We start from the raw sequence: 6642 nt of genomic DNA, 5'->3' as shown, positions 1-6642 counted from the left end.
ACGCCGGGCGGGTCCTCGGCGCTGGAACCCTCGACCTCGACGACACTGACCAGGCCGACACGTCGTCGGGATTGCCGTCGCGCAAGGACCTCCTCGAGCTCGTGGTCCACGTCCGGCCCGACCAGGTCGACCGCGGCGCCGGCGGTCAGGTCACCGGCCTCGGCTCGGTCGCCCGGTCCAACTCGATGCACTCCTTGCGAACGCCGCGAAGGTCACCGTCCGGCCGATCCTCGACCCCGAGGTCCCGCACGTGACCGTCGGCTACGAACCCACCGAGGCGCAGCGGAGGGAGGTCTTGCTGCGGGAGGAATACGAGGCATTCCCGTTCTCCACACGGCGTTCGGCCGGAAAGTTCAACGACCTCGATCACATCGTCGAGTTCCCCCTCGGCCAGACCTGCACGACGAACCTCACCCCACTGTCGAAGCGGGTCCACCGGGCCAAGACGTTCGGCGGGTTCACCTCCACCCGGGTCCGCCCCGGCGTGAAGCACTGGAGAACCCCGACAGGGCAGGAGTTCTGGACCACCCCGCACGGCACCTGCATCCGAAACCCTGACACCGACCTCATCATCGACCCGACAGGAACCAGACGCCGCATCCGGGAGGCGACCCGACGAGCCGCCGGACTCGCCGACAAGCAGGCCAAACAACAGATCAGTGACGAAGCCAAAGCAACCGCGGCACGGATGTTCGCCCAGATGAGCCCAGCCCTCATCCCTCTGACCGAGGAGACCGCCGCCTGACACCGGGACCGCGAGGGCACGGTCCGGCATAACCCAACCCCTGCCGGGCCAGCCCCCAGCAACCGCCTGCCCTCGCTGACAGACCCGCCCGGGAATCACCCGGCGGGCGCGAAGCATGCCCACAGCGAACCCACCGGCTCCTCGACTCGCGGAGCCTGTGCTGAGCGAGGCCGCCCCGCGGCCGAGACGAAGTGCTCGCTCGGAGAACGTGGGGCTCCTCGTCTCGCTGGCGCTCGCTCGGAGAACGTGAACCAGTCCGCGGATCGTCACCATTCCTCGTCTCGTTGGCGCTCGCTCGGAGAACGGAGTGGCTTCCGGAGCCCGGACCCCAACCCCACCGTGGCATCCAGGCCCCAAACGAAGCTCGCTGAGCCCGGCCACGCACCAGCCGCAAACAGCACCCACGAAGCACCACCGGAAATCTCCACCGGAAATCTCCACCCCCCGAGCCGTGGATCCTGGCCACACGGATCCCTAACGTCGGTCACGAGATCCCCCAGCACTCCGCCGACGAAGGAAAACGACCATGAAGACCTCGAAGAAGTTCATCGCCGCCGCAGCCGTCGTGCTCGCCACCGCCGGTGTCGCCGCCCCGGTCGGCATCATGACCGCCAACGCCGCCTCCGCCCCGGTCCTCAAGCAGGGCACGAGGTCCCAGCACGTCACGAGCCTCCAGCTCCTGTTGCGCGCCCATGGCGCCAACATCGCGGTCGACGGCTCGTTCGGTCCAGCCACGGAGAAGGCCGTCAAGGATTTCCAGCGCAGCAAGGGTCTTCAGGTCGACGGCGTCGCCGGACCGGCCACGCTCGAGAAGCTCGCGATCACGCTGAAGTACGGCGACCAGGGCAACGCCGTCAAGGCGCTGCAGCAGATCCTGCGCAACAGCGGTGCCACCGTCGCGGTCGACCGGTCGTTCGGCCCGCGTACGCGTGCTGCCGTCGTCTCCTTCCAGCGCAGCAAGAGTCTGGCGACCGACGGCGTGGTCGGCCCGAAGACGTGGCAGGCGCTGTTCGGCGCCACGAGCGTCTCCACCCCGACGCCGCCCCCCGTCACGCCCGGCAAGCCCCACCCCGGCGACATCACCCGCGCCGACCTCGAGAAGATGTTCCCCGGCAAGGTCGCCGACACCCGCCGCGTCGAGGAGGGCCTGCCCCGACTCAACGCCGAGATGCGCGCCCGCGGCATCAACACCGCCGCGCGCAAGGCGGCCTTCCTGGCCACGCTGGCCCACGAGTCGACGTTCGACTACGCCATCGGCGAGCACGGCTATGGCTCCAACGTCTACCGCGGTCGCGGCTACATCCAGCTGACGGGCGACTTCAACTACCGCGCCGCGGGTGACGCCCTGGGCGTGAACCTCATGGGCGCCAACCAGTCCCGCGCCTCGTCGCTGCAGTATTCGGCGAAGATCGCCGGCTGGTATTGGGCCGAGGCCCGTCGCGACACCAACGCCGCCGCCGACCGCTTCGACATGGGCCGCGTCAGCCGCAACATCGGCTACGACAACCGGTCCACGGCTTCGGCCCGCGGTGAGGACGGCCGACGCTGCGACAGCTTCAAGCGGGCGTACAAGTATCTCTCGGGCCAGAACGCCCCGGCCTCGACGATCTGCGCGCGTCACTGACGCTCACGCGCTGGCTGAGCGAGGCGTCTGCGGCCGAGTCGAAGCAGGATGTGGCTTCGACTCCTCCGTCGCTCAGCCAGCGTCGACTCCTCCGTCGCTCAGCCAGCGTCGACTCCTCCGTCGCTCAGCCAGCGTCGACCGTCTGAATCTCAGATCGGGAGCTTCTTGAAGATCGGACGCGGGATGTGGCGCAGCACCAGCATCACGGCCTCGAACGCCGGCGGCGTCCAGATGATCTCCTTCTTCGCGTCGACGGCCCTGACGACCAGTTCGGCCACCTTCTCCTTGTCGACGGTGAGCGGCGCTTCCTTGAGGTGGTTGGACATGCGCGTACGCACCTGGCCCGGGCGCACGACGAGCACGCGGGGGCCGAAGGGCGCGAGGGCCTCACCCAGGTTGAGATAGAAGCCGTCCAGACCCGCCTTCTGGGAGCCGTAGACGAAGTTGGACCGGCGTACGCGCATGCCGGCCGCCGAGCTCATCGCGATGATCTGGCCGTGGGCCTGGGCCTTCATGCGCTGGCCGAGCAGGACGCCGATCGACACGGCCCCGGTGTAGTTCAGGTGGCACGCGAACACGGCCTTCTTCTGGTCCTGCCACAGCTCCTCGGCGTCGCCCAACATGCCGAACGCGACGATGGCCACGTCGACGTCGCCGCCGGACCAGGCCGCGTCGATGGTCGCGGCGTGGGAGTCGAAGTCGACGGCGTCGAAGTCGACGACCTCCACGTCGCTGGCGCCGGCGGCGCGCACCTGGGCCACCGAGGCGTCACGCTGGGGATCGCTGGGCAGGCAGGCGAGGACGACCTTCGACGGTCCCTTCGCCAGGAACTCCGCGACGATGGACAGGCCGATCTCCGACGTGCCTCCCAGCAGCAGGATCTTCTGGGGGCTGCCAACGGCGTTGATCATGGGTTCTTCCTTCGGTCGTTGGTGATGCGGGCGAATGGGGGAGCGCTCAGATGAGCTCGAGGCGGCGCGCCATGTCGGAGGCGAACACCCCGGTCGGGTCGATCGCGCGGCGGGTGGCGATCCACTTGTCGGTCCGCGGATACATGCGCCGGAAGTTCTCGGCCGAGACGCGCGAGTCCTTGGCGGTGTAGACGCGGCCGCCGAACTCCATGATGCGGCGGTCGAGCTCGTTGCAGAACTCGCCGAGCCCCTTCTTGATCGGGAAGTCCACGCACACGTTCCAGCCCTCCATGGGGAAGCTCAGCGGCGCCTGGTTGCCGGGCCCGAACAGCTTGAACACGTTGAGGAACGAGTAGTGCCCCGACGCCTGGATCATGCGGATGACATCCTTGAACGGCTCGACCGCGTCGCGCGGGACGACGGTCTGGTATTGCAGGAATCCCGCCGGACCCATGGCCCGGTTCCACTCCCCGAACAGGTCGAGCATGTGGTAGAACTGCGTCAAATTCTTGACCTTGTTCCGGTGGGTTCCGCCCATGCGGTAATAGGCCTCACCCACCATCGAGAACGTCGCCCTGTTCGCCAATCCGTTGGGGAAGACGTCGGGGAAGGTCAACAGCGTCGGGGCCTTGAACGCCAGCGGGTCCTTGGCCAGCTTGGGCGCGTACTCCTTCAGCTGGTCCAGCGTCGCGAGGCTGCCACGCGAGATGGCGGCGCGGCCAAGCTTCGGCGGCGCCGAGATCGCGTCGAACCACGCCGACGAATAGGTGTATTTCGCGTCCGACCCGTCGCTGTGGATCGCGATCGTCTCGTCGAGGGTGTGGGTCTGGTCGTCGTCGGCCAGGAAGTACGCCGTCTCGGTCCGCGTCATGCGGATCTTCGCGCGCAGGATGATGCCGGTCAGGCCCATGCCGCCCACGGTCGCCCAGAACAGCTCGCCCGTCGGGTCGTCTGCCGAGCCCTCGGGCGTCAGCACCAGCACGCGGCCGTCGGCCACGAGGAGCGTCATCTCGGCGACGTGGTTGCCGAACGATCCCGCCGAGTGGTGGTTCTTGCCGTGGATGTCGTTGCCGATCGCGCCGCCCACGGTCACCTGGCGCGTGCCCGGCAGCACCGGCACCCACAGGCCGTACGGCAGCGCCGCCTTCATGAACGTCTCGAGGTCCACACCGGCGTCGAGGTCGACGATCGCGGTGTCGGGGTCGATGCTGCGGATGGTGCGCAGGGGCGTCATGTCGATGACCAGCCCGCCCGCGTTCTGGGCGACGTCGCCGTAGGAGCGGCCCAACCCGCGCGCGATGACCCCGCGGCGCAGGTGTTCCGGCTTGGCGTCGTTGTCGTCGGCGACCTGGGCCACGGCGCGAGCGATCATCTCGACATCGGGCGTGGACAGGACTTGCGCGGTGGTGGGCGCGGTGCGCCCCCAGCCCCACAGCGCGCGGGGCTCGGTCGGCAGGAGTTCGATAGACATCGCTCGCGAATCTACTCCCTGCGGTCAGCCTGCTGGGCGCGCAGGGTCGCGTACGCCCGAAGTCACGACCGTGGTCGTACGCGCCCGCCCGTCATCGGAGCGGGGACCGAGACGAGGGTCACGGGCAGGAGCGTACGCCCGGGCGCGGGGTCGCCCAACCGGTCGACCGCAGCCCGCCCGAGCTCGGCGACGTCGTAGGTCGCCAGGTCGAGGGCGACACCGAGCAGGTCGGCCGCCTCGAAGTCGTCGAAGCCGGCCAGCCGCGGTGGGGAATCGAGGCGCGCGGTCGCCCGAACCGCACCGAGGGTCGAGCGGCTGTTGGCGCAGAACAGGGCGGTGGGTGGGTCGTCCGCGGCCATCAGCGAGCCGACGGCCTCGCTCGACGCGGCGACGCCACGGGCGCCCAGCCTCACGAGTGCGTCGTCGGCCGCCGCACCGAGGGCCCGCCGGAACCCGGCCAACCGCTGCGCGATCGTCCAGGTCGGCGCCGGGCCGACGAACCCGATGCGTGTGTGGCCGGCGTCGACCAGCCGGCGGGCCAGGGCGGCCGCGCCGCCCTCGTCGTCCAGCAGCACCTCGGCGGCGGGACTCGAGCCGGCGGGCCGGGTCGCGTACACCGTGGGCAGGCCGGCGGGCGTCGGCAGGCCGGGAGCGGCGGTCACGAGCACGAGGCCGGCGATGCGGCGGGCGTGCAGGTCGGCTACCACGTCGCGTTCCCGTTCCGGGTCGCGGCCCGACGAGGCGACGAGCAGCCGGCGGCCCCTGCGCGACGCCTCCGCCTCCACGCCGGTCGCCAGGTCCGCATAGAAGGGGTTCGCCAGGTCCGGAACGACCAGCCCGAGCGTGTCACTCGCTCCGGTGCGCAGGGTGTGGGCCGAGCGGTTGGGCACATACCCGAGTCGGGCGATCGCCTCGAGGACCCGCTCCCTCGTCGGCGCCGCCACCCGCGCGTCGTCGCGCACGACACGCGAGACCGTCATGGCGCTGACGCCCGCCTCCCGTGCGACGTCGCGCACCGTCGGCGGTCGTCCCCTCCGATCGGTCACGGCCGCCCCGCGTACGCCACCGCGCCGACCATCGCGCTCCGCTCCGTGTCGACGACGACATCGAACGGGACGTTGCGGCCGAGGACCCGGCGTACGCCGCCCTCGAGCGCCGGGCCGAACACGTCCCAGGAGCGGCAGGTCGAGCCGCCCACGGCGATCGCATCCGGCGCGAAGTCGCGCAGCCAGGGCGCGAGCGCGTCGGCGAGCCCGTCGAACTGGGCGCCCACCCAGCCCCGCACCTCGGCGTCGACGCGGGCCAGGTCGCACAGGGCGCGGAAGTCAGCGACCGCGCCGTGGCGACGTACGAGTGCCGCCGGGCCGAACCGGTCCTCGAGGCTGCCGCCGTCGTGGGGGAGTTGGTAGACCTCCCCGCCCGGGGGCACGCCCTCACCGGCGGTCAGCGGGAGGCCGTCGGCGACGAAGGCCGAGCCGATGCCGGAGCCGAACGTCAGGGCGAGCACGCGGCGCGGTCCGGCGAGCAGGGCGTGGCGGCCGACGCCGAACGCGTGCGCGTCGTTGAGCCAGGTGACGCGGTCGACGCCGAGCGCGTCGGCGAAGCCGGCGTTGAGGTCGCGATCGGCGAAGGCGCGGAACTTCCCGCTGGGATGGAGACCGCCGACCCCGCGCGCATAGTCGAACGGGCCCGGCATCGCCGCGGCCCAGCCGTCAACGCGGCCGCGCAGGTCAGCCGCGGCGCCGCCGACGACGGCACGGAGCTGGTCCCACGGGGCCAGCGAATCGACGTCGATGCGCCGGAAGTCCTGCACCGCCAGCGATCGCGGGTCGACGGCGCCCACGCAGATGTGGCTGCCGCCGATCTCCAGCGCGCCCATCACCATGGCTCC

Annotated in this window: 7 protein-coding genes; 3 read left to right on the top strand and 4 right to left on the bottom strand. The window is 70.7% G+C overall.

All coding sequences use genetic code 11. The features are described 5' to 3' along the window. The 3 genes from ACYVAG_RS17210 to ACYVAG_RS17200 form a co-directional block, all read left to right on the top strand. The coding region (locus ACYVAG_RS17210; protein WP_460771715.1) for a hypothetical protein at positions 1–254 on the top strand (254 nt) is incomplete at its 5' end. Beyond that, positions 251–745, top strand: a complete 495-nt coding sequence (locus tag ACYVAG_RS17205; RefSeq protein WP_460771714.1) for a hypothetical protein — start codon at positions 251–253, stop codon at positions 743–745. The genes ACYVAG_RS17210 and ACYVAG_RS17205, both read left to right, overlap by 4 nt. A 526-nt stretch (positions 746–1271) precedes the next feature. Next, positions 1272–2369, top strand: a complete 1098-nt coding sequence (locus tag ACYVAG_RS17200) for a peptidoglycan-binding protein (protein ID WP_460771712.1) — start codon at positions 1272–1274, stop codon at positions 2367–2369. A 149-nt stretch (positions 2370–2518) separates the two neighbouring features. Here the strand turns inward: ACYVAG_RS17200 and ACYVAG_RS17195 are convergent, their stop codons facing one another. The 4 genes from ACYVAG_RS17195 to ACYVAG_RS17180 all read right to left on the bottom strand — a co-directional run bounded on the left by ACYVAG_RS17195 (position 2519) and on the right by ACYVAG_RS17180 (position 6636). Beyond that, positions 2519–3280 (bottom strand): decaprenylphospho-beta-D-erythro-pentofuranosid-2-ulose 2-reductase, encoded by a 762-nt coding sequence (locus tag ACYVAG_RS17195; RefSeq protein WP_460771710.1) that lies wholly within the window; start codon positions 3278–3280, stop codon positions 2519–2521. Between the two features lie 46 nt (positions 3281–3326). Continuing rightward, positions 3327–4751, bottom strand: coding sequence for an FAD-binding oxidoreductase (locus ACYVAG_RS17190; RefSeq protein WP_460771708.1), 1425 nt, complete (start codon positions 4749–4751; stop codon positions 3327–3329). A 62-nt stretch (positions 4752–4813) separates the two neighbouring features. Further along, positions 4814–5797 carry a LacI family DNA-binding transcriptional regulator gene (locus tag ACYVAG_RS17185; protein WP_460771707.1) on the bottom strand — a complete coding sequence of 328 codons (984 nt, stop codon included), beginning with the start codon at positions 5795–5797 and terminating at the stop codon, positions 4814–4816. Beyond that, on the bottom strand, positions 5794–6636 hold the full coding sequence (locus ACYVAG_RS17180; protein ID WP_460771705.1) for an ROK family protein: 843 nt from the start codon (positions 6634–6636) through the stop codon (positions 5794–5796). Before ACYVAG_RS17180 ends, ACYVAG_RS17185 begins: the two co-directional genes overlap by 4 nt. Positions 6637–6642 lie beyond the last annotated feature (6 nt).

This window comes from Mariniluteicoccus flavus, from assembly GCF_054776655.1.
The sequence above is the reverse complement of the archived record's forward strand: the minus strand, read 5'-3'. Positions and strand labels throughout refer to the sequence as shown.

Bases quoted from the DNA above. Each gene is read 5' to 3' on its own strand.
- ACYVAG_RS17200 (WP_460771712.1), top strand. From the start codon at position 1,272: ATGAAGACCTCGAAGAAGTTCATCGCCGCCGCAGCCGTCGTGCTCGCC.
- ACYVAG_RS17195 (WP_460771710.1), bottom strand. From the start codon at position 3,280: ATGATCAACGCCGTTGGCAGCCCCCAGAAGATCCTGCTGCTGGGAGGC.
- ACYVAG_RS17190 (WP_460771708.1), bottom strand. From the start codon at position 4,751: ATGTCTATCGAACTCCTGCCGACCGAGCCCCGCGCGCTGTGGGGCTGG.
- ACYVAG_RS17180 (WP_460771705.1), bottom strand. From the start codon at position 6,636: ATGGTGATGGGCGCGCTGGAGATCGGCGGCAGCCACATCTGCGTGGGC.